Origin of the sequence: Lacibacterium aquatile (assembly GCF_042683105.1) — a bacterium.
GTDB classification, from domain to species: domain Bacteria; phylum Pseudomonadota; class Alphaproteobacteria; order Elsterales; family Elsteraceae; genus Lacibacterium; species Lacibacterium aquatile.
This window is the reverse complement of sequence record NZ_JBHUIP010000009.1, coordinates 133,769-155,444: the sequence shown is the minus strand read 5'-3', so window position 1 is coordinate 155,444 and position 21,676 is coordinate 133,769. Positions and strand designations below refer to the sequence as shown.

Sequence of the window (21,676 nt, the reverse complement as noted above, 5' to 3'; positions counted from 1 at the left end):
GGGGAATTAAGGCCGTCACCCCGGGACTTGATCCCGGGGTCTCCTCCGGGGCGTTTTCGCGCTGTCGGGGTAAAAAATGGATAGGCTCCCGGAGGAGATCCCGTGGTCGAGCCACGGGATGACGAAGTGTTTTACGCGTTGCTCTCAAGCCGCCGGAAGATGTCGACGGCATTCAGTACCGTTTCCATCTGGGTCGTATGGGCAAGGCGGAAGGCGTCGCCATAGACGGTTTCGTCCGGATATTCGGTGATCAGGGTGAACGGCACTCCCTGGGTGTCGTTCACCGAAACGAGGCACGGAATGCCGTTATAGACGGGGAACTGCACCTCACCCGCATGGGTGCGATAGGTCGCCAGTTGTTCGGCATTATAGGCGGACAGGGCCGGTGAAGCGGCAAGGCGCGTGGTCAGTTCCTGGATGAGCGCATCGGCCTGGGCTTCGAGGCCGGAATGGTGGCGCAGGATCAGGAAGAAGCCCTTGGGGATGCTCCAAAGCTCGAACCCGCGGGGCAGATATGTCGTCAACGGCCGGGTCCATTCGTGCGCCGGATAGCCGTGCAGATTGATGTGCAGGCGCGCGTTCAGGCGCTTGAAAGCCTCGAGACGGGCGCCACGCTCGTAATAGGGTTCGCCCGCGCGATATTCCAGATCGTCGCCCAGCGCGGTATAGCGCGCGGCATGATGCATGTGGCGGGGATTGTCGCGGCACAGCTCGCGATGCATCGCATAGCCGTCCGGATTCTCCAGGGCGATGAAGCCGATATTATCCTCGCCGCGTTCCAGCAGCTGCGGGGCTGCGCGGAGCAGGCCGACGATGCCCGAGGTCTCGTTGGCATGCTGCGCAGCGGAGACCAGCACCCCCGGTGCGTTGCCGGGGAAGAGTCGTCCTTCGACCGGACGGCCGATGACGGAGGTCGAGGAGAAGCTCTCGCCCCCCAACGCATGCAGTTCCTGGCGGATGCGGCCGGTATCGAGCGGCGCATGGCTATCGGCCAGCGAATGGTCCGACACGGGCGCGAGGGCTTCTTCCATGAAGCCACCCAAGGAAACCGTTGCGCGGATGGCGCCGCTGGACTGGCGGATATTGGGAACGATCTGCCCAGGCTGGAGGGTGCGGTCGTCGGCGGGTTTGCCGGAATGGCGCTTGAAGACCTCTAGCGCCGAGAAATACAGCTCCTCATGCAGGGCTTCGCGCAGGCTGACGACTTCGTCCTGATAGGGCAGCGGTCGATCTTCGCCCGGCATGTCGACGCTGATATCGAGCCGCTTGAAATAGGGTTCCTGCTTGCCCCAGGGATGGGTCTGCAGGGCCGCGATGATCCGGTTGAAGAGGATCTCGAAATCCGTTTCCAGGGCGACATCGACGGTGGGAACATCGGCGCCCTCGGGCGTAATGCGCAGCCAGCCGGTGGGAGCCAGGACGGTCTGATCCAGATGGTCGGTCGTGATCCGGTTGGGGGCAAAGACCGGATGCATGCAGGACCGCCCAGCGGCATCGCTCATGCCGACTTCATAGGTCAGATTAGCGATACCGGCTTCGAACGTCAGGGCTGTGCGGGGCAGCAGGGCTGCCAGCGGATAGGCTTCAGACAAAAATCGGCGCTCTGCCGCCTCTGCATGAACGGGATAGCGGATTGCGGCGGAGGCGAGGTCGCCCTGGCCGACTTCCTCCAGGAAGAAATGCAACAGCGGCTTATAGGCGCTGCGCAGGATCGCCTTGATCCCCACATCGGCAAGGCGGCGCGTATAGGCCGCGCGGGACGGCGCATCGTCGAAGGTCCAGATCTCGACCGTCGCACCCTTCTGGTCGGCCAGGCGCTCGACCAGGCCGTCGAGGGTGCGGGGAACGCGGATGTCGAGCAGTGTGGTCATCTAAAGAACCTTCGCGGTCGGATCGAGAATATCGCGCAGCCAGTCGCCCAGCAGATTGAGCCCCAGCACGGTCAACATGATGGCGATGCCCGGAAAGACACTGATCCACCACGCGGACTGCATATAGGTGCGCCCGTCGGCCAGCATGCCGCCCCAGCTTGGGATCAGCGGGTCGACGCCCAGGCCCAGGAAGGTCAGGCTGCTTTCCAGCAGGATGTTATTGGCGACATTCAGCATCACCAGGATCAGCACCGGACCGAAACCATTCGGCAGGATGTGCTGGAAGAGGATGCGGATATCGCGCACGCCGAAGGAGCGGGCCGACAACACGAACTCGCGCTCGCGCAAGGACAGCACGCTGGCCCGCATCAGGCGGGCATATTGCACCCACTGCGAGATGATCATGAACAGGATCAGCTTATAAAGATCGGCGCCCAGGATCGCGGTGAAGGTGATCGCCAGCAGGATGAAGGGCAGGGCCAGCTGGATATCGGCAAAGCGCATCACCAGCATGTCCCAGAAACCGCGATAATAACCCGCGATCAGACCCATGATCGTGCCGACCACCATCGATCCCAGCACGGACAGGAAACCGACGGTCAGCGAGATCTTGCCACCAACCACCACGCGCTCCAGCACGTCGCGGCCAATGGGGTCGGTGCCCAGCGGATGGGCCCAGCTTTCGAAGGGCGGCACCAGACGCGCGGTCAGATCCATCATTTCGCCGCCACCGGGGAAAATCAGGCCGGAGAAGAGCACGGCCAGGATCATGCTGCCGGCCAGGGCCATGCCCGCAATGAATTCAAGGCTGCGCAGGCGGCGAACCCAGCGTGGACGGATGGTTGCGCTGCTCATGCTATTCGGTCCGGATGCGCGGATCGACAAGCCCGTAGACGATGTCGATGATCAGGTTGACGGAGACGATCATCAGGGCCAGCACGGTGATGACCGCCTGCAGCACGGGATAATCGCGGGCGCCCACGGCTTCGAAGGCGAGGCTGCCCATGCCGGGCCAGTTGAACACGCGCTCCACCACGACGATGCCGCCGACCAGATTGCCGAACTGCACCCCGACATAGGTGATCAGCGGAATGGCGCTGTTTCGCAGGGCATGTTTGTAGAGGACGATGCGTTCCTTCAGCCCCTTGGAGCGCGCGACCATGATGTATTGCGCCGACAGGGTGTCCAGCATCGAGGTGCGGACCAGACGGACGTTGGTGGCCGTCAGGATGATCGCCATGGTGCAGGCGGGCATGATGATGCTTTCGGGGCCATCCGCGCCGCTGGGTGGCAGCCAGCCAAGCTGGATCGCGAAGACCAGCACCATCATCACGGCCAGCCAGAAATTCGGGAAGGAGAGGCCGATCAGCGAGAAGATACGGATCACCTGATCGGGCCAGCGGCCGCGATGCACGGCCGAATGGATGCCGAGCGGGATCGACAGCAGCAACGCCAGGAACAGCGAGGTGACAGCCAGCATCAGCGTTGCCGGTAAAGCCTTTCCGATCAAGAGGTTGATCGAAGTTCCGCCAAAGAAGCTTTTGCCGAAATCGCCGACAAACAGCCCCTTGAGGAAATTGGTGTACTGGACGCCGAAGGGCTGATCGATACCCAGGGCTTTACGAATATTTTCAAGATCTTGTGCGGTGAAGCTACCGGCGCCCTGTGTCATCATGATCGCAGGGTCGCCGGATAGCCGCACGGCATAGGAAACGAGCAAGGTCACGGCCAGCACCACGAAGGCTGCCTGTGCCAGACGCTTTATGAGGAAACTGACCATGACCGGATGCGCTCGTTAGTCGACAGTGACTTCGTTCAGGCGGAAGCGGCGGTCGGAGGGCGGAACGAAGCCCTTCACCCGCTTGGAGACGCCATAGATCGTGTTGAGGTTATAGAGCGGAATTTCCAGGGCCTCGTCGGCCACGGCTGCCGCTACCTCGCGCAGGGTCTTCTCACGCACAGCCACATCGTAGGTGGCGCGCTGAGCTTCCAGCAGGGCATCGATCTTGGGGTTGGAGTAGTTGGCGTTCCAATGCTCGCCCGTGTGGTACATCAGGTAGGCGGTATTGTCGTAGTCGAAGGTCCAGCCGCCCCAGGCGTTCTGGTACATTTCACCCGCCTTGCCCTTCGGAATGATCTCGTTGATCAGCACGTTGGTTTCATAGGGCTTCAGGTTGACCTTGATACCGACGGCCTGGAGGTAACCGGCAACAGCCTGGGCTACTTCGCGGAAGGTGGCGTCGGAACCGCGGATGTCGAACTGCAGTTCGGTGCCGGGCTTCACGCCTGCCTTGGTCAGCAGTTCCTTGGCGGTCTTCGGGTCGAAGGGAACAGCCTTCAGGGCGGGGTCATAGCCAAAGGAGATGTCGGCCTGGAAGCTGACGATGCTCTTGGCGTGGCCCTGCAGGATCTGCTTCACGATGGTGTCGCGGTCGACGGCCATGATCAGCGCCTTGCGGACGTTGACGTCCTTGGCGATGCCCTGCTGGGTGTTGAAGCGGGCGGCGTTCACGGTCGGGCCGGTGACGCTGGCAACGGTCAGCTTCGGATCCTTGGCGATGGTCGGGACCAGCGACACCGGGACGTTGTCGAAGATGTCGACGCGGCCAGCCTGCAGTTCGGCAGAGGCGGTTGCCGGTTCAGCGATGAAGCGATGGATCACCTTGTCCAGCTTGGCCTTATCGCCCCAGAAGCCGTCGAACCGTTCCAGCGTGACGTTGACCTTCGGCTCATAGGCGGTCATCTTGAAGGGGCCGGTGCCGACCGGATTGGCGTTGAAGAAATCCTCACCCTTTTCGGCGATATACTTCGGCGGCACCATCATGGCGCCATAACCGGCCAGCTTGGTCAGCAGCACGGGGTCTGCGCGCTTCAGCACCAGATCGACGGTGTTCGCATCGATGATCTCGACGCTGCCGATGGCGTTGTAGTTCGACTGCTGCGGACCCTTGGCGCCTTCCGGGCCGAGCAGGCGTTCGAAACTGTATTTCACGACCGAAGCATCGAACTTCTCGCCGTTATGGAAAGTCACGCCCTCGCGCAGTTTGAAACGGATCTTGGTGTTGTTCTCGCGCACTTCCCAGGAGGTGGCGAGGCCGGGGACCAGCTTCATATCGGGGGTGCGGCGGATCAGGCCGTCGAAGACATTCTCGGCAACCGTCGACCAATTGACGACGAAGGTGTCGATGGGATCCCAGGAACCCGGATCCTGCGGCTGAGCAACCGTCAGGGTGCCAGCGGCGAAGGCCGAAACCGGCGAAACCAGGGCCGTGGCGGCTAGCGCCCATACAGTTAGAGCGGGGGCGGTGAGGGCGGGGGTGAAGCGTGTCACGTAATTCTCCTCTGTTCCTGTGAATTTCGGGCGCAAACCGCCCTTGTTGTTCTGGAAGCCTTAGGGGGTTCGGGATTCGGCTGCGACCCAATGGCCGCCCGCGATCTCGATCATCTGGTTCAGCGTCGGTTCGTCCCCGGCCTTCCTGACCGGGCTGGGGATTTCGCCGGTGATCAGGCGACGGTCTACATGGCGGCCGGGCTCAGGCACCGGCACCGCGGACAGCAGCTTCTGAGTATAGGAATGCCGGGGCGTTTCCAGTACGGCCGGTCGGGGGCCGATCTCGACGATCTGACCCATATAGAGCACGGCGACCCGGTGGCTGATCTTCTCCACCACGGCCATGTCGTGGGTGATGAAGAGGTAGGCGAGCTTGCGCCGCTGCTGCAGTTCCATCAGCAGATCGATGATCTGCGCCTGGATTGAGACATCGAGGGCGGAGACGCTTTCATCGGCGATGATCAGTTTGGGATCGCAGGAAAGGGCGCGGGCGATGCAGATGCGCTGGCGCTGGCCGCCGGAAAACTCGTGGGGGTAGCGCCGGGCATGTTCGGGCTTGAGCCCTACCTGCTCCAGCAGTTCATGCACCCGCTTCTCGACCGCTTTGCCTTCCAGCAGCTTATGGGTGTGGATCGGCTCGGCGATGGAAAAGCCCACCGTGCGGCGGGGATCGAGCGAGGCGAAGGGATCCTGGAAGATATATTGGATCTGCTGGCGCAAGCTGCGCAGCTCACCCTTGCTCATGCTGGCAAGGTCGCGGCCTTCGAAGCTGATGCTGCCGGACGTCGATTGCACCAGCTGCTGAATGGTGCGGCCGATGGTGGATTTGCCGCTGCCCGATTCGCCGACCAGCGCCAGGGTTTCGCCGGGATAGAGATCAAAGGAGACTTTCTCCACCGCATGGACGTTGTGGGTCGCCTGACCCAGCAGGTTTTTCTTGATGGTGAAGCGGGTGGTGAGGTCGCGCACGCTTAAGATCGGCGCCTTATAGTCGGCCGTGTCGAGGATCTGTTCGCTGCCGATGGTGCGCTGAGCTTCGCCGTCCATAACGATCAGCGGGGTGCGTTTGGGTAGGGGCTGGCCGGTGAGACTGCCGAGGCGCGGCACGGCAGATAGCAGCGCCTTGGTATAGGGATGTTTAGGGGTGGCGAAGATCTCCGACACCGGCCCCTGTTCGACCTTGCGACCGCGCCACATGACGACGACATCGTCGGCCATTTCCGCCACCACGCCCATGTCATGGGTGATGAAGATCACGGCGGTGCCGAATTCGGCCTGAAGCTCGCGGATCGTATTCAGGATCTGTGCCTGAATGGTGACATCGAGGGCGGTCGTCGGCTCGTCCGCGATCAGCAGCTTGGGACGGCAGGACAGCGCCATGGCGATCATGGCGCGCTGGCGCATCCCGCCGGACAGCTGATGAGGGTAGCGGTCCAGCATCTGATCGGCATCCGGCAGGCGGACTTTCTCCAGCAGTGCCAGAGCTTCGGCCCGCGCTTCTTTGCGCGAGATGCCGCGATGCAGAATGATCGCCTCTGCGATCTGATCGCCGATGGTGAAGACCGGATTGAGGCTGGTCATCGGCTCCTGAAAGATCATCGCGATCTCGTTGCCGCGGATCTGCTGGATCGACGCCTCATCCAGGGTCGATAGATCGACCGTCGAGCCGTTTTCGCGCCGGAACAACATGCGGCCACCGGCGATCTTGCCGCCGGTATGGTCGGTGAGGCGCAGAATAGCGAGGGAAGTGACCGATTTGCCTGAGCCGCTTTCACCGACGATGGCCAGAGTCTTGCCGGGAGAAACTTCGAGACTTAAATCCTGCACCGCCCGCAAAGGGCCGGACTCGGTCTGGAATTCGATCGACAGCGAACGTAGGGACAGCAAGGGCGCAGAGCCCGATGCCTGATCGTCCGCTTGCCCCATTTAATGGTCTCCTCGTGTTTTCGGCGGGACGCATCACGGCGCCCGATATCGTTGGATCATCATTAAATTGTCGATATTCTGTCAACGTCTTTACGCAAAGCCGCGCTTTGGCGTGCCGATAAGAAACTTTGACCAATCGGCCAGAAATCGGAATTTAATTACAAAAACAACCCGGTATCCGGGGTTGTGTGAGCCGACGCGCAGGATCTGCACAAAATTTAGCTAGTTTTTTAGCGGCTTATTTAATTGGCAGTGCCGTCGATTCGCTACTTGGTCTGCCGGAAATTGTATGCAATATGCATATCAACCGGCCACAGTTTCGCCATAAGAGCGAACGGTCGGGAAGGGTCAAAGGGGTGGCGGACGTGACAGTGCTGAAACGCAGCACGATTACCGACGAAGTGCGCGAGCGCCTGGCGGACGAAATTCTGCTGGGCACGTTTGCGCCGGGCGTGCGACTTGACGAGCATGGACTCGCCGAGCGCTACGGTGTGTCCCGTACCCCGATTCGCGAAGCCCTGAAGCAACTGGCCGTCATGGGGCTGACTGAAGCAAAGCCTCATCGCGGTGTTTTCGTCAGTCAGGTTTCGCCCGAGCGGCTGGCCTCGATGTTCGAAGCGGTCGCCGATCTGGAAGCCGCCTGCGCGCGGCATGCGGCGCTGCGGATGACGTTGGATCAGCGCGAAAGGCTAGCCGCGCTGCATGAGAACAGCATCGCGATGGTCAAATCGGGCGATTTCGATGGCTATGACCGCCTCAATCGCCAGCTTCACGCCCTGATCCATGAGGGCGCGCGGAATGAGTTTCTGGTGGATGCCGTGGCGCGTCTACGGGGGCAGACGACGCCGTACCGGCGCGCCCAGTTCCGCCACAAGAGCCGTATCGAGCAGAGCTTTGCCGAACATCAGACCCTGGTTGCCGCGATCCTGAAAGGGGACGGCGAGGGGGCCTGGCGGGCCATGCAGGGGCATCTGGCCAAGGCTGGCGGGGCATCGGCGGAATTTTTTGCAAAGTCGGCGACTCCGGTCGCCCTCCCATCCGAAACAGAACCGGCAGAGTAGAGAATAATGGCGGTAAGTCCGGAATATCTTGCGATTTTGGCAGTTGTGATGCTGGCGGTCGGGGCCGTGGCCGGTCTGATCGCAGGCCTGCTTGGCGTCGGCGGCGGTATCGTGATCGTGCCAGTGCTGTTCCATGTACTGACCGAACTGGGCGTACCGGAAGATGTGCGCATGCATGTCGCGGTCGGCACCAGCCTTGCGACCATCATCGCCACCTCGGCCAAATCCATTGGCGCCCATCGCAAGCGGGGTGCGGTCGATGATGCCCTGCTGAAAAGCTGGGGGCCTGCGATCTTCGTTGGCGTCATCGTCGGCACCGCCGTCGCGGGTTATGTGAAGGGGCCGGAGCTGTCGGCCGTCTTCGCCACCATCGCGACCGTCGTTGCCCTGCATATGGCGTTTGGCAAGGAAAGCTGGCGTATCGCCAACGATCTGCCGCGCGGTGTCGGCAAACATACGCTGGCGGGCTTCATCGGCGCGGTTTCCGCGATGATGGGCATCGGCGGCGGGACGCTTTCGGTGCCGATCCTCAGCCTCTATGGCTATCCGATCATCCGCGCGGTCGGCACGGCGGCGGCTATCGGTTTCATCATCGGTATTCCGGGCGCCCTCGGCTTCATCCTGACCGGCTGGGGCAAGGCGGGGCTGCCACCCTATAGCCTCGGCTACATCAATATTCCGGCGACGCTGCTGATCCTGCCGACCTCCATGTGGTTGGCCCCGGTCGGCGCGAAGCTTGCCCACACGATGAATCGCACCTGGCTGCGGCGCGCCTTCGCGCTGTTCCTCGCCATTACGGCGGTGCGCATGTTCTACGGCCTTCTGACCTAGAGGATTGTAAAATGAGCGGCTTCACCACTCGGCCCGAGATCCGGGGCACCTTCGGGGTCGTATCTTCCACCCATTGGCTGGCGAGCCAGGCGGCGATGGCGTGCCTGGAAAAGGGTGGCAACGCCTTCGATGCCGCAGTGACCGCAGGCTTCGTGCTCCAGGTCGTGGAGCCGCATCTGAATGGTCTGGGCGGCGATATGCCCGCGATCATCTGGAGCGAGCAGGAACGCGAGATGCGCGTGATCTGCGGCCAGGGCCCGGCCCCGGCGGCGGCCAACATTGAAGCCTATCTGGCGCTTGGCCTCAATCTGGTGCCGGGTTCGGGTCAGCTGGCGCCCTGTGTGCCGGGTGCGTTCGACGCCTGGGCGCTGATGTTGCGCGACTATGGCACCATCGGCCTGGATGAGGCGCTGGCACCCGCGATCTATTACGCCCGCCATGGTTATCCGGCGGTGCCGCGTATCGCCAATACCATCGCGACCGTGCGCGAACTGTTCGAGACGGAATGGAAGACCTCGGCCGCTGTCTATCTGCCGAACGGCGATCTGCCCAAGAATGGCCGCCTGTTCCGTAATCCCGTGCTGGCCGATACCTATGAGAAGCTGGGCAACGCTGCTAAGCAGGCGCCGGGTTCGCGGGAAAGCAAGGTGGATGCGGCCCGCAAGGAGTACTACCAGGGCTTTGTCGCCGAAGCGGTCGACAAGTTCGCCCGCACCCAGGAGGTCATGGACAGCTCTGGCCGTCGCCATAAGGGCTTCCTGACCGGTCAGGACATGGCCGACTGGTCGGCAACCTACGAGACCCCGCTGACCTATGATTACCATGGCTGGACGGTAGCCAAATGCGGTCCCTGGAGCCAGGGGCCGGTGTTCCTGCAGACGCTGGCGCTGCTGAAGGGCTTCAACCTCGACGCCATGGCGCCGACCGGGCCGGAATTCATCCATACGGTCACCGAAGCCATGAAGCTGGCCTTTGCCGACCGCGAAGCCTGGTACGGCGATCCCGATTTCGTGAATGTGCCGATGGCGGCGCTGCTGTCCGATGCCTACAACTCCCAGCGTCGCGGCCTGATCGGCGAGATGGCGTCGATGGAGATCCGTCCGGGTACGCCCGATGGCCTCAATGCCAAGATGGCCAGCGCCAAGGAAGGCGCCAACCGCGATGCGACCGTAGGCGAGCCGACGGTCATGAGCCTTGACGGTCAGTCCAATGCCAAGGGCGTCGTGCGCGGCGATACCTGCCATGTGGATGTGATCGACAAGGCGGGCAACATGGTCTCGGCCACCCCGTCGGGCGGCTGGTTGCAGTCGAACCCGATCATCCCGGAACTGGGCTTCTGCTTGGGGAGCCGTGCGCAGATGTTCTGGCTGGACGAAGGTCTGCCGAACAGCCTAACGCCCAAGAAGCGTCCGCGCACCACGCTGACCCCGTCCATGGCGCTCAAAGACGGCAAGCCCGCGCTGGCCTTCGGCACGCCGGGTGGTGATCAGCAGGACCAATGGTCGCTGCAGTTCTTCCTGAAGCATGTGCATGCGGGCGAGAATCTCCAGGCCGCCATCGACAGCCCGGCGTTCCATACCGAGCACTTCCCCTCCAGCTTCTACCCGCGTCCCTCCAAGCCTGGGCACCTGGGCCTGGAAGGCCGCTATCCGGCGTCGACGCTCGACGCGCTCAAGGCTCGCGGCCATAAGGTTGCGGTGGGCGACGATTGGTCCGAAGGGCGCCTCTGCGCCTGCGGGATCGAAGATGCCGAAGACGGCCGCGTGCTGAAGGCGGGTGCGAACCCGCGCGGCATGCAGGGCTATGCGGTGGGGCGCTAAGGGGCGATGGCGCTTCTCGAAGTCGATAACCTCCAGACCTATTTCGCGGTCGACGGCGGGGAGTTCCGCGCCGTCGATGGCGTCTCCTTCCAGGTCGAGGCAGGCAAGACGCTCGGCATCGTCGGCGAAAGCGGCTGCGGCAAGTCGGTCACGTCGCTTGCCATCATGGGGCTTGTCCCTCAGCCGCCGGGTCGGATTGCGGGCGGGGAGATTCGCTTCGAAGGCCGGGACCTGACCAAGCTCTCGCGCCGCGAGATGCTGGACCTGCGCGGCAATCGGCTGGGCATGATCTTCCAGGAACCGATGACGAGCCTCAATCCGGCTTACACCATCGGCGATCAGATCATGGAAGGCCTGATCCGGCACCGGGGCCTGACCAAGGCCGAGGCGCGTAATGAGGCGATCGAGATGCTGCGCCATGTGCGCATCTCGGCCCCCGAACGGCGCGTCGATGAATATCCCCATCAGCTGTCGGGCGGCATGCGTCAGCGCGCTATGATCGCGATGGCGCTGGCCTGCAAACCCAAGCTGCTGATCGCGGACGAGCCGACAACGGCGCTGGACGTGACCGTTCAGGCGCAGATCCTGGATCTGCTGCGCGATCTCCAGCGCGATACCGGCACGGCGATCCTGCTGATTTCCCACGATCTCGGTGTTATCGCCGAGATGGCGGACCGCGTCGTCGTGATGTACGCGGGCAGGGTGGTGGAGGAGGCGCCGGTAAGCCGTCTCTTTGATGAACCGCATCATCCGTATACGATCGGTCTGCTGGGTTCGATCCCGCGCCTGGATGACAAGCAGGACCGCCTTGCGGCCATCGAAGGCACGGTGCCGGACCCGCTGAACCCGCCGCCGGGCTGCAAATTCTCGCCCCGTTGCCCCTTCGGCGATGCCGAGTGCGAGAGCGTGCCGCCGTTGAAAGAGATCGTCCCCGGCCATCGGGTCGCCTGCTGGAAAGCACCGCTATGACCGAGACTTTGCTGGAAGCCCGCAACCTAACCAAACATTTCCCGGCTAAGCGCGGCCTGTTCGGTCAGCCGCTGAGTTTTGTCCGCGCCGTCAGCGATGTCTCGTTCGAGCTGAAAAAGGGCGAGACGCTGGGCATCGTCGGGGAAAGCGGCTGCGGGAAATCCACCCTGGGCCGCGTGTTGCTGCGCCTGATCGACCCGACCTCGGGGAATATCGAATTCCGCGGCCAGGATATCACCACCACCAAGGGTGAGAGCCTGCGAAGCCTGCGGCGTGACATGCAGCTGGTTTTCCAGGACCCGTTCGCCAGCCTCAATCCGCGCATGACGGTCGGCGAGACCCTGACGGAACCCCTGCTGCTGCATGGAAGCGTTCCGGCGAATAAGCGCAAGGAGCGGGTGGCCGAGTTGCTGTCGCTGGTCGGTCTGCGTCCCGAAGCCCATCTGCGTTATCCGCACGAGTTTTCTGGTGGTCAACGTCAGCGCGTCGGTATCGCCCGCGCCCTGGCCGCCAATCCGGAATTGATCGTGGCCGACGAGGCTGTGTCGGCGCTGGACGTATCGGTGCAGGCTCAGGTGCTGAACCTGCTGAAGGACCTCCAGGCCAAGCTGGGGCTGACGGTCGTCTTCATCGCCCATGATCTGGCGGTAGTGCGCCATATCGCGACCCGGGTGGCGGTCATGTACCTCGGTCGCATCGTTGAACTGTCCCCTACCGAGGAACTGTTCGCGAATCCCCGCCATCCCTACACCCGCGCGCTGTTGTCGGCCATCCCGGTGCCGACGCCCGATGCCAGCCGTCAGCGCGTGATCCTGACCGGCGATGTGCCTAGCCCCATCAACCCGCCGCCCGGCTGCGCCTTCCATACCCGTTGCCCATCGATGGTGGAGGTCTGCAAGGCCGCCGTGCCGCCGCTGGCTGGCGATGCTCATCGGGTTGCCTGCATCCGCGCGGATGAACTGCCGCCGATATCGGTTCTGCCCGAGGAAGGGAGAGGCCCCGGCGCCGAACGTCTCAAACGTCTGCAAGCCCGCTTTGTGACGAAGCAAAGCGCTGCTTGATCGAACTTAACTGATTCAAAATAGGGGAGACTTTGAATGTTACGTAAGTTCCTGATGGCCAGTGCGGCATTGTCGCTGCTGGCAGCCGCTCCGGTTGGGGCGCAGACGCTGCGCTTCGGCCTGTCGGACGATCCCGATGCGCTGGATCCGACGACTGCCCGTACCTTCGTCGGCCGTATCGTCTTCGGTGCCCTCTGCGACAAGCTGATGGACATCACCCCGGATCTGACCGTGGTGCCGCAGCTGGCAACCGAATGGTCCTGGGGCGATGATGCCAAGTCGCTGACCATGAAGCTGCGCCCGAACGTTACCTTCCACGATGGTGAGAAGTTCGACGCGGAAGCGGTGAAGTATAATATCGAACGCCACCTGACCATGCAGGGCTCGCAGCGCCGTGCGGAAATCGCCTCGATCTCCACGGTCGATGTTATCGATCCGCTGACGGTGAAGCTGAACCTGAAGGCGCCGTTTGCGCCGCTGCTGGCGGCCCTGACCGACCGCGCCGGCATGATGATCTCGCCCAAGGCCGGTAAGGCGCTGGGCGACAAATTCTCTTCGGCTCCGGTCTGCGCCGGTCCCTATAAGTTCGTCGAGCGTGTCGCCCAGGACCGTATCGTCGTCGAGAAGTTCGACAATTACTGGGATGCCAAGGACATTGCCATCAAGCGGATCGAGTTCCGTCCGTTTACCGATGCCTCGGTCAAGCTTGCCAACCTGAAGGCTGGTCAGCTCGACATGATCGAGCGCGTGTCGCCGACCGACGTTGCCGAAGTGAAGAAGGACAGCAAGCTGAAGCTGGGCCAGATCACCGAGCTGGGCTATCGCGCGATCCGCATCAATACCAACAATGGCGAACGCGCCAAGTCGGTCATTGGCTCGAATGAAAAAGTCCGTGAGGCTTTCGAGCTGTCGCTTGATCGCGATGCCATCGTGCAGGTCGTCTCCAACGGCGAGTTCATGGGCGGCAACCAGTGGCTGGCGCCGACCAACCCGAACTACGTCAAGAAGTTCCCGGTGCCGCAGCGCGACGTGAACAAGGCTAAGGCTCTGCTGAAGGAAGCCGGTGTGGCAACTCCGGTCGTCGTCAATCTGATGACCACCACCACCACCGAAAACCAGCAGGTCGCCCAGATCATCCAGGCGATGGCCGCCGAGTCGGGCTTCGACGTCAAGATCCAGTCGACCGAATTTGCGACCTCGCTGCAACTGGCTGAAAAGGGCGACTTCGAGCTCTATATCCAGGGCTGGTCGGGCCGCACGGATCCGGACGGCAATCTTTATTCCTTCATCGCCACGGGGGCCGGTCAGAACGATGGCCGTTATTCCAATGCGAAGGTCGACGAGATGCTGAAGGTGGGTCGCGAGACCACAGCGCTTGCCGTGCGCCGCAAGGCCTACGAAGAGATCGCGGATGTGACCCTGCGTGAACGCCCCTTCATCTACCTCTATCACCAGAAGTGGCTGTGGGCCTTCAACAACAAGGTCACTGGCTTCAAGGAATATCCCGACGGTCTGGTGCGCTTCACCAACCTGAAGCTCAATTAGTATTGTCTTGCTAAGAGGCGGCGCGGGGCGATCCCCCGCGTCGACCACCTGATGTTGCGTTTTCTCGTCCGCCGTCTTGCCGTGCTGGTACCGACGGTCATCTTTGTCTCAATCCTGATTTTCGGGCTGCAGCAGATGTTGCCCGGCGATCCCGCATTGGCGATGGCGGGCGAGGAGCGCGATCCAACCGTTCTGGCTGAAATCCGCGCGCAATATCATCTCGATGAGCCGCTGCCGATGCAGTATCTGCGCTGGATCAGTGGGGTGCTGGTTGGTGATTTCGGCGAATCCATCCGGATCAAGCAGCCGGTTGCCGAACTGATCGTGCAGAAGCTGCCTGTTACTTTTCAGCTTGCCTGCTGGGCCATGCTGGTGGCGTTGCTGATCGGGGTTCCCGCCGGGATCCTGTCGGCGCTCTATAACGGTAAATGGGTCGATTACCTTGCCAATGTGATCGGGCTTGCCGGTCTCTCCGTTCCGAATTTCTGGCTTGGGATCATGATGATCCTGTTCTTCTCGGTTGAACTGGGCTGGTTTCCAGCGTCGGGCTATACGCCGCCGAGCGAGGATCTGGGTAAGAACCTGATGTCGATGATCATGCCCGCTTTTGTGCTGGGTACCGGCATCGCCGCAGTCTTCATGCGTCATACCCGCAGCGCCATGCTGCAGGTTCTCTCAAGCGACTATATCCGCACCGCCCGCGCCAAGGGCCTGTTCGAGCGGGTGGTGATCGTGAAGCACGCGCTGCGTAATGCGGCGGTGCCGGTCATCACGCTCGGCGCTTTGGAGTTCGGCCAACTGTTGTCGGGCGCGGTACTGACCGAGCAGATTTTCTCCATTCCCGGTTTCGGCAAGCTGATCGTCGATGCCGTCTTTAACCGCGATTATGCGGTCGTCCAGGGCGTCGTGCTCTGCACCGCCACGGCCTATATCCTGCTGAACCTGTTGGCCGATATCGCTTACTTCCTAGTCAATCCGAGGATGCGTGGATGACCGCCATCACTGCAAAGGCGGATGCCCGCCCGGTCCGCAGCCCCTTCGTGCAGGCGATCCGTCGCCTTTTCAAGCGCAAGGGGGCCGTCGTCGGCCTCGTCGTCGTGCTGTTCTTCATCATCGTCGCGGTCGGGGCCGATTTCTTCGCGCCCTTCGATCCGGCCAAGACCAGCTGGGGCGCGGTGCGCAAGGCTCCTAGCGCCATGTATTGGTTCGGCACGGATGATTTGGGACGCGATATCCTCTCGCGCGTGATCTATGGCGCTCGCGCCTCGCTGATGGCCGGTGTGGTGTCCGTGGCGCTCGCCATCGGCCTGGGCGTTCCCATCGGCCTGCTTTCTGGTTACGCCGGTGGCTGGATCGACGGCATTCTGATGCGCATGACCGATGCCATGCTGGCGTGCCCGTTCCTGATCCTTGCCATTGCCATGGCCGCATTCCTGGGGCCGAGCCTCACGAATGCGATGATCGCCATTGGTATATCGGCCATGCCGATCTTCGTGCGCCTGACCCGCGCCGCCGTGCAGGCGGTTAAGGTGGAAGATTTTGTCGAGGCCGCTCGTGCGGTCGGAAATCCTGCTTGGCGCATCGCGGTGAAGCATATCCTGCCGAATATCGTCCCGGCACTGATGGTGCAGGCGACCCTGACGATTGCCAGCGCGATCATCGCCGAAGCGTCGCTATCGTTCCTGGGGCTTGGTCAGCAGCCACCGGCACCCAGCTGGGGGTCGATGCTGAATACCGCCAAGAACTTCCTGACGCAGGCGCCCTGGATGACGATCTACCCGGGCCTGTCGATCTTCATCACGGTCTTGTGTTTCAACCTTTTGGGCGATGGCCTGCGCGATGCGCTGGACCCGCGCCATAAGGGATAGCCCTAGGGCTTGCGCCACATGAAATAACGCCCTGCCGGAACATCTTTCGGCGGGGCGATCGATATCCAGGTCGGGTTTGTCATCTTCTGATCGGTAATGATCCAGGCGCCGGGCGCGAGTAGGGGATCGAGGGCGCTGCTGAGCCAATCCGCCAGCTTGCCGGTTCGCTCCGGGTTGCCATCACCGAAGTCTGCGTGGGCAAAGGCCGCCGGTGCGCCGATCCGATCCATCGCTGTCGGAATGGTGTCGCGGAAATCACCCAGCAGCAGCTTCTCTTCGGGCGGAATACAGCTTGGATGTGCGCCGACTTCCCGCTCGAAGACATAGATGGGGGCCTTCGGGAACAGGATGCGCAGATGGTCGTAGGTACGCCCGTTACCCAGACCCAGTTCCAGGATCGGGGCGGTCAGGTCGGGCAGTTGCGTGGCGAGCCAGTCGAGGCAATCCCGTTGGGCGGTCAGTCGGGCGATGACGGCATTCAGACGCGACATAAGGCTGGCTCCTCTTGCTTACTCGGACGCTTCCAACTCTAATAGCCGCCAATAAGGTCAAAGGGATAGGGTGATGAGCGTTAACGAGCAATCTCAGGCAGCTTTGTGGGATCGGGAATATCGTGACGGTCGCTGGAATTTCCTCCATGCCATGCGGGAAGTGCCTCGCTACGGTATCGTTTCGGCTTACCTGGCCCAGGTCCTGAAGCCGGGTAGTCTGCTCGATATCGGATGTGGCGATGGCGTATTGATGGATTATCTGCCGGTTACCAAGATCTCCCGTTATGTCGGGGTGGACTTGGCCCAGGAAGCGCTGGATCGCTTCCGTGGTTTGCCGGTGGGCGGGGAACTCGCCTGTGCCGATCTGCAGTCCTATCAGCCGCAGGGTAAATTCGACGCGATTCTCTTCAACGAGGTCCTTTTTTTCGCAGATGATCCGGCAGCCGAGATGGCGCGCTATAAGAAGTTCCTGACGCCCGAAGGAGCAATGGTCGTCTCGCTCTACGTCAAACAGTCCGGCGGCGCTGCCAGACAGTTGGCCCAGGTTGAAGAAGCGTTGGCCGGAACCGAATGGGACCTGATCGACAGCTGCAAACTGGTCAGCAATGCCAAGGGAACGACCTGGCATCTGTTCCTGGCCCGGTAACGGAGAGCCCCTCCGTTTAAACGGAGGGGGCCTTCGGTTATTTTCCCGTGAGGCTGAGCACCGGGGGGTATTCCCCCTGGTCCAGTCGTTCCAGAATCATCCGGAGAGCATTATCCTCCGGCCGTTCTGAGGCGAGCTGCCGCAATTCCTGTAAGGCCGTCTCGGTCAGAGTCGAAGCACCGCTATAGGCGTTGCGGTAACGGTTGATCCAATTGTCGTTGGCGACATCATCCACCAGCTCCCAGGCCTCAACCGGTTCAGCGCGGCCCAGTAACGCGAGGTGACCGATGGGGCGCAGGTTGACGTCGTCGACAGCGGCCGCGGTCGCGCCGGACACGATGATGCGGGTGCCAAGATATTTATTCGCCCCTTCGAGGCGTGAGGCGGTGTTCACCACATCGCCCGCAGCGCCATATTTCATGCGCTCCTGGGAGCCGAAGTTGCCGACAGTGGCGACACCGGTATGAACCCCTATGCGGGTATAGCCCATCGGCATCCCGTCGCGCCGGGCCTGTTCGGCATAGGCTAGGGCAAAGCTGTCGATGGCGCGTGCGGTGTCGAGGGCGGCCTTGGCATGGTTGGGCAGGGTTTCCGGTGCGCCGAAGATCGCAAAGACCGCATCTCCGATGAAATCGACGACGATACCGCCATTCTCGGCGATGATGCGGCAGACTTCCTCGAAATAGCTGTTGAGCAGCGGAATAATACGCTCGGGCGGGTAAGCCTCGGACAGAGCGGTAAAGCCAGAGATATCCGTGAATAGCAGGCTGATTTCACGGCGCTCGCCCCCTAGGATCAGGCGGCTGGGCTCATGGATCAGGCTTTCGACCACCTCATGGGGCACATAACGCCCGAAAAGATCGCGGATGCGTTCGCGTTCCTGCAGGCCCTTGACCATGTGGTTGAAGGCCTTACCCGCCTGATCGAATTCCAGAATATGGCTGCGTTTGATGGGTGGCAGACCACCCAGACGCCCTTTACGCACCGTTTCAGCTGCCGCTGCAAACTTCATGATCGGCCCACCGATCAACTTACCCAACAGCAAGGCCAGCCCTACCGACACCAGCAGAATGATCAGACCCGCGACGCCCATCATGCGCATCTGGCTGATTTCCTGGTCGACCGGGGTGCCAGGGATATAGGTTCCGAGCGTCCAGATCTGACCGCCCGCCATTTGCACATCGCGATAGAGGAACAGATAGTCCGCCCCATCGACGGTGAGCGATTGCGCAGTGCCGTCACCGGAAAGCGCTATGGGTGACAATGGGCCACGCTGCTTATTGCTGCCCGTCCAGATCTGCGCCAGGACCGGATCGCCAAGCTCGTCCACCTTGGGCAGCGGCAGATCATTGCTGCGATGCTGCATCATCGAGGCGAGGTACGGATGCGCCAGCACATACTGGCGGTCATAAAGGATGAAGGCGCTATGGCCCGTGATCTGGGACAGGCGCGCGAATTCGTTCGAAACCTGCGATACTTTTAGCACCGCCACGATGGCGCCCAGGAACCGGTCGGTTTCGTCATAGATCGGATAGCGCACCGGCACGACAGCCTGATCGCCGATCGGGCTCCAGACCGGCGTCAGCCACTGCGGCTCGGAACTGCGATCGGTGCGGATGTCCCGTAAGCTTTGGTCGTATTTGGCCATGTTCTCTGTCACCAGAGTTCGATCGTTGTTGGCCATGCGGGTCATGCGACCGTCGGGAAAGACGAAGCTCACACCTGCCAGCTGTGGCAACTGATCGAGGGTGGCGTTGAGGAAGCTTTCCAGCTGACGGCGGCTGGTCGGTTCGATGCGATGTTCGGCGATCCGCTCGACCGTCGGTCGCATGTGACGGTCCACCGGCATGATGATGTCGTTCACCGTATCGGCCACACGCGCCAGGATCTGATCGGCACGCTCGTTGGCAAGGCTGATCGTGCGCTGACGCAACTCGTGCAGCGACATCCAAAGCACGGTGATGATCGACAGTGCGGTCAGACCCCCGAAAACGAGCGCCAGCAGCCGGGTGATGCGGAACGTCGGAATGAACGACAGCATCCTGGCATAAGCGCGCGGCAGCAGCGGGCGCTGTGGCGGGGGAGCGGCTGCCTGGTCAGCTGTAGGGGTCGGCAGCATCACGCAATCCATCGCCAAAGAAGTTGAAGGCCAGGACCACCAGGATCACCGGGACCACGGGAAGCAGAAGCCAGGGGTAGAGCACCACAACATTGATATTCTGCGCCTCGGATAAAAGGACTCCCCAGCTGGTAATCGGGGGCCGCAGTCCAAGGCCAAGGAAGCTCAGCGCCGTTTCACCCAGGATCATGCTGGGAACAGACAGCGTGGCCGAGGCAATAATATGGCTGAGAAAATTCGGCAGCATATGCCGCCCGATGACACGGGCGGGCGAGGCGCCCATCAGCTCTGCTGCCGTACAGAAGTCCTCCTCCCGCAATGCCATCAGCTTGGAGCGGACCGAGCGGGCAAGGCCCGTCCAGTCGAGCATGCCCAGGATCAGCGTGATCCCGAAATAGATCAGCAGCGGACTCCAATCGACCGGCAGGGCAGCCGACAGCGCCATCCAGAGCGGTAGTTCGGGGAAGGAGCGCAGGATTTCGATCAGGCGTTGGATGATACTGTCGGGCATACCGCCGTAGTAACCGGCAATGCCGCCGAGGATCATGCCGAGGGCGAGGCTAATGGCCACCCCGATCAAACCGATGGTGAGCGAAATGCGCGCGCCATAAAGCACCCGTGACAGCATATCGCGCCCCAGCCGATCCGTGCCTAGCACATACAGCGTGCCGCCTTCGGCGGGGCACATGAGATGGAGGCGCGCCTCGAACATGCCCCAGAAACGATATTGATCGCCGGTGCAGAAGAAGCGGATCGGCTGCGGCTTGTTGCGATCTACCTCATATTCGCGCCGCATCGTCTCCAGGTTCAGACGATATTCCAGCCCATAGACGAAGGGGCCGATGAACTCGCCTTCGTGGAACAGATGCACGGCTTGCGGTGGGGCCAGGATGAAGGCGCTGTTCCGGCTATTGAGGCCATAGGGCGACAGAATTTCGGTAAACAGCGTGCTGCCATAGGCGAGCAACAGAAAGATCGCGCTGATCACCGCCAGCTTGTGCCGCCGGAAGCGCAGCCACATCAGTGTCCGGGGGCCAGCCGAGGCGTATTTGATCTGCCCCGGCGTCATTGCCTCGACGGAATAGGGATCAAACGGCTCGGGCGAGACGTAATGGGGAACGGGTTCGCGCTCGCCGCTCATGCCGCGTCTCCCCCGGTCAGGCGGATGCGGGGATCCAGCAGGGCCAGCGCGATGTCGGAAATCAGCACACCGATCACCGTCAGCATCGCCAGGAACAGCAGGAAGGTGCCAGCCAGATACATGTCCTGGCTCTGCAAGGCGGACAACAACATCGGCCCCGTGGTAGGCAGCGAGAGCACGACGGAGACGATGGTGGCGCCCGACACCAATTGCGGCAGCAGATTGCCGATATCGGCGATGAAGGGATTAAGGGACATGCGCAGCGGATACCGGATCAGCAGTCGGCCAGGAGCGACGCCCTTGGCCTTGGCAGTAACGACATAAGGCTTGTGAAGCTCATCCAGGAGATTGGCGCGCAGACGCCGGATCATCCCCGCGGTTCCCGCAGTGCCGATCACGATGACGGGAACGATCAGATGGGCAATGACCGATCCGGCTTTACCAAGGCTCCAGGGCTGGTCGATGTACTCCGGATCCATAAGGCCGCCGACGGAGGTCCCGAACCACAGGTTTGTGAGATACAGCAAGACCAGGGCTAACAGGAAATTCGGAATCGCCAGTCCTAAAAACCCAACGAACGTAAGGGTATAGTCGGCAATGCTATAGCGGCGGACGGCTGAGTAGACCCCGATCGGGAAAGCGACGACCCAGGTGAAAATCACCGTCGCGAAGGAAAGGACGAACGAGAGGAACAGGCGCTCTCCGATCACCTCGCTGACCGGCAGGCTATATTCGAACGACCAGCCGAAATCCCCATGCAGAACGCCCCAGAGCCAGACGAAATATTGCTCATGCAGCGGCAGATCCAGACCGTACTGCTTGCGCAGGAACTCGATCTTGGCCGGGTCGACGGCTTCGCCCTGACTCTGCAGTTCGGCGATATAGGTCGAGAGATAGTCGCCGGGCGGTAACTGGATGATGACAAAAGTGATGGCACTGATCGCGAGCAAGGTCGGGATCATCACCAGCAGCCGGCGAACGAGGTATGAGAGCACG

General features: G+C 61.9%; 18 protein-coding genes. 9 read left to right on the top strand and 9 right to left on the bottom strand.

Translation table 11 applies throughout. The annotated features are described in order from the left end of the window. Window positions 1-131: 131 nt before the first annotated feature. From ACFSM5_RS09735 to ACFSM5_RS09715, 5 genes are read right to left on the bottom strand one after another with little or no spacing between them, the layout of a single operon-like run. Entirely contained in the window at window positions 132-1,871 is a 1,740-nt protein-coding gene (locus ACFSM5_RS09735; protein ID WP_379876143.1) for a M14 family metallopeptidase, read from the bottom strand. Continuing rightward, window positions 1,872-2,726: an ABC transporter permease gene (locus ACFSM5_RS09730; RefSeq protein WP_379876142.1), complete on the bottom strand. Its 855-nt coding sequence runs from the start codon at window positions 2,724-2,726 to the stop codon at window positions 1,872-1,874. A 1-nt stretch (window position 2,727) separates the two neighbouring features. After that, window positions 2,728-3,651, bottom strand: coding sequence for an ABC transporter permease (locus ACFSM5_RS09725; RefSeq protein ID WP_379876141.1), 924 nt, complete (start codon window positions 3,649-3,651; stop codon window positions 2,728-2,730). 15 nt (window positions 3,652-3,666) lie between these two features. Beyond that, window positions 3,667-5,202 carry an ABC transporter substrate-binding protein gene (locus tag ACFSM5_RS09720; RefSeq protein ID WP_379876140.1) on the bottom strand — a complete coding sequence of 512 codons (1,536 nt, stop codon included), beginning with the start codon at window positions 5,200-5,202 and terminating at the stop codon, window positions 3,667-3,669. A gap of 60 nt (window positions 5,203-5,262) precedes the next feature. After that, window positions 5,263-7,128: an ABC transporter ATP-binding protein gene (locus ACFSM5_RS09715; protein ID WP_379876139.1), complete on the bottom strand. Its 1,866-nt coding sequence runs from the start codon at window positions 7,126-7,128 to the stop codon at window positions 5,263-5,265. 356 nt (window positions 7,129-7,484) lie between these two features. On the opposite strand from ACFSM5_RS09715, the gene ACFSM5_RS09710 reads away from it, so the two are divergent. Genes ACFSM5_RS09710 through ACFSM5_RS09675 form a run of 8 tightly spaced genes read left to right on the top strand, consistent with a single transcriptional unit; the run spans window position 7,485 to window position 16,283 of the window. Continuing rightward, window positions 7,485-8,189: a GntR family transcriptional regulator gene (locus ACFSM5_RS09710; RefSeq protein WP_379876138.1), complete on the top strand. Its 705-nt coding sequence runs from the start codon at window positions 7,485-7,487 to the stop codon at window positions 8,187-8,189. A 6-nt stretch (window positions 8,190-8,195) separates the two neighbouring features. Further along, window positions 8,196-9,020, top strand: a complete 825-nt coding sequence (locus tag ACFSM5_RS09705; RefSeq protein ID WP_379876136.1) for a sulfite exporter TauE/SafE family protein — start codon at window positions 8,196-8,198, stop codon at window positions 9,018-9,020. 11 nt (window positions 9,021-9,031) lie between these two features. Next, on the top strand, window positions 9,032-10,840 hold the full coding sequence (locus ACFSM5_RS09700) for a gamma-glutamyltransferase family protein (RefSeq protein ID WP_379876135.1): 1,809 nt from the start codon (window positions 9,032-9,034) through the stop codon (window positions 10,838-10,840). Between the two features lie 6 nt (window positions 10,841-10,846). Then, window positions 10,847-11,809 carry an ABC transporter ATP-binding protein gene (locus ACFSM5_RS09695; protein ID WP_379876134.1) on the top strand — a complete coding sequence of 321 codons (963 nt, stop codon included), beginning with the start codon at window positions 10,847-10,849 and terminating at the stop codon, window positions 11,807-11,809. Continuing rightward, window positions 11,806-12,870 (top strand): ABC transporter ATP-binding protein, encoded by a 1,065-nt coding sequence (locus ACFSM5_RS09690; protein ID WP_379876132.1) that lies wholly within the window; start codon window positions 11,806-11,808, stop codon window positions 12,868-12,870. Before ACFSM5_RS09695 ends, ACFSM5_RS09690 begins: the two co-directional genes overlap by 4 nt. Window positions 12,871-12,906: 36 nt before the next feature. Further along, window positions 12,907-14,415, top strand: coding sequence for an ABC transporter substrate-binding protein (locus ACFSM5_RS09685; RefSeq protein ID WP_379876131.1), 1,509 nt, complete (start codon window positions 12,907-12,909; stop codon window positions 14,413-14,415). Window positions 14,416-14,466: 51 nt separating this feature from the next. Beyond that, window positions 14,467-15,408, top strand: coding sequence for an ABC transporter permease (locus tag ACFSM5_RS09680; RefSeq protein WP_379876130.1), 942 nt, complete (start codon window positions 14,467-14,469; stop codon window positions 15,406-15,408). Next, on the top strand, window positions 15,405-16,283 hold the full coding sequence (locus ACFSM5_RS09675) for an ABC transporter permease (protein ID WP_379876129.1): 879 nt from the start codon (window positions 15,405-15,407) through the stop codon (window positions 16,281-16,283). The genes ACFSM5_RS09680 and ACFSM5_RS09675 overlap by 4 nt, the downstream gene beginning before the upstream one ends. A gap of 2 nt (window positions 16,284-16,285) precedes the next feature. On the opposite strand, the gene ACFSM5_RS09670 is transcribed toward ACFSM5_RS09675, so the two are convergent. Further along, window positions 16,286-16,774 (bottom strand): class I SAM-dependent methyltransferase, encoded by a 489-nt coding sequence (locus ACFSM5_RS09670; protein ID WP_379876128.1) that lies wholly within the window; start codon window positions 16,772-16,774, stop codon window positions 16,286-16,288. A gap of 73 nt (window positions 16,775-16,847) precedes the next feature. Here ACFSM5_RS09670 and ACFSM5_RS09665 point away from each other — a divergent pair, with 73 nt between their 5' ends. Next, the gene (locus ACFSM5_RS09665) at window positions 16,848-17,420 is read left to right on the top strand and encodes a class I SAM-dependent methyltransferase (protein ID WP_379876127.1); all 573 of its coding nucleotides are present in this window, start codon (window positions 16,848-16,850) and stop codon (window positions 17,418-17,420) included. 37 nt (window positions 17,421-17,457) lie between these two features. On the opposite strand, the gene ACFSM5_RS09660 is transcribed toward ACFSM5_RS09665, so the two are convergent. The 3 genes from ACFSM5_RS09660 to ACFSM5_RS09650 are packed head-to-tail and all read right to left on the bottom strand — an operon-like array spanning window position 17,458 to window position 21,675. Then, complete coding sequence (locus ACFSM5_RS09660; protein WP_379876126.1) at window positions 17,458-19,539, bottom strand: adenylate/guanylate cyclase domain-containing protein; 2,082 nt, start codon at window positions 19,537-19,539, stop codon at window positions 17,458-17,460. Next, window positions 19,517-20,680 (bottom strand): ABC transporter permease, encoded by a 1,164-nt coding sequence (locus ACFSM5_RS09655; RefSeq protein WP_379876125.1) that lies wholly within the window; start codon window positions 20,678-20,680, stop codon window positions 19,517-19,519. Before ACFSM5_RS09655 ends, ACFSM5_RS09660 begins: the two co-directional genes overlap by 23 nt. Then, a complete protein-coding gene (locus ACFSM5_RS09650; protein ID WP_379876124.1) occupies window positions 20,677-21,675 on the bottom strand; it encodes an ABC transporter permease in 999 nt (332 codons plus the stop codon). The genes ACFSM5_RS09655 and ACFSM5_RS09650 overlap by 4 nt, the downstream gene beginning before the upstream one ends. Between the last annotated feature and the right edge of the window lies 1 nt (window position 21,676).